Below are 1,274 nucleotides of genomic sequence, written 5' to 3'. Positions count from 1 at the left end.
ATTCCCCTCCGGCACCGTCACCGCGTCCGGATGCTCCGTCGGCGTGATCCGCACCGCGTACGGATTCGGCCCCGCCACCGCGTCCGACGTACGCGGCGGAGCGAACGTCAGCTCCACCGTCCCCGTCGTCCCCGGATACAGGCGCAGCGTCTGCGGCTCCACCGTCGTCCAGGGGGCCACCTGCCCGACCGGTTCGAACCGGTACTCGTCCACCACGTCACCGGTATTGCGCACCCTCAGGCGCACACGCGTACTACTGCCGGGGTCCACAGTCGCGGACGCGGGCTCCAGGGAAGTCCACAGGCTCACACGCCGACGCTACGCGTCAACTCCCGCGCGGACAGCGGCACTCGGGGCAGCACTGGCTGCCCCAAGGTGCCTGGTCGAGCGGCTGTCCGGACCTGGGGTCAGTCCTTGTTCGGGTGGATGATCTTCCATTCCTGGTCGTCGGTGTTGGTGCACTTGGCGATGTTCAGCGGGGTCTCGGTGCCGCCGTTCTGGCCCTTCACGTTCAGGCACAGGTGGTTGCTCGCGTAGTTGCGGATCCAGTAGTCGCCGCTCTCCTGCTTGTCGATCCACCAGAGCTGGTTGTCGGCCATCGTGCCGTCGCAGTGGAACTCGGCGATCCCCGTGCCCTCGGGACGGGCGCCGAACTCGCCCAGGTCCATGCAGAAGCCGTCGGTGGCGTTGCGGATCTGGAAGAGGTCCGCCCCGCCGGGGCCGCCCTTCTTGTACTTCACCTCGAGGTGCCAGTACTCGTTGTCGCCCTCTTCGTGGCAGTTGGCCTGCTGGACGACCCCGTTGATCTGGCCCTTGCCCCGCCCGGGGATGTCGGCGCACATGTGGGTGGTGGCGTTGCGCAGCATGACGTCCCGGGCCGGGACCACCGGCTTCACGGCGGGCTTCGCGGGCTTCTTGTCCCCACCGTCACCGCCGCCGGAACCCCCGTCGCCGCGGGCGCGGACTCGGCGCTGCTGGGCAGTGTCTCCGGGGTGGCGCTGGGGGACAGCGCGACACCCGCCTGCTGCGTCTGCTCGGTGGCACTCGTACGGACCTGCGGCTTGTACGCGATCCAGATCATCACGAACGCCACCGCGACGGCCACGAAGATCCCCAGGAACGTCGCCAGCCAGCGCGGCAGGAAACCCCGCTGCACATACGTGCCCTCGACCGGCGTGGGATCCACCCCCGAACGGCGCACGGCCAACTGGTACGGCCGCTCCTCCTTCGCACCGAACCAGATGATCCGCTTCGGCTTCAGCGTCGCCTCCACG

The 1,274-nt window shown here is 69.0% G+C and carries 2 pseudogenes; both read right to left on the bottom strand.

From position 1 onward, the window contains the following. Positions 1 to 309, bottom strand: a pseudogene (locus IG88_RS39795) (hypothetical protein); the annotation flags it as partial. A 98-nt stretch (positions 310 to 407) separates the two neighbouring features. After that, a pseudogene (locus tag IG88_RS39790) lies at positions 408 to 1,274 on the bottom strand (RICIN domain-containing protein); the annotation flags it as partial.

This window comes from Streptomyces sp. NRRL F-5650 (genome assembly GCF_000721365.1).
Classification (GTDB): Bacteria; Actinomycetota; Actinomycetes; order Streptomycetales; family Streptomycetaceae; genus Streptomyces; species Streptomyces ardesiacus.
This window is presented reverse-complemented; position numbering and strand designations above follow the sequence as displayed.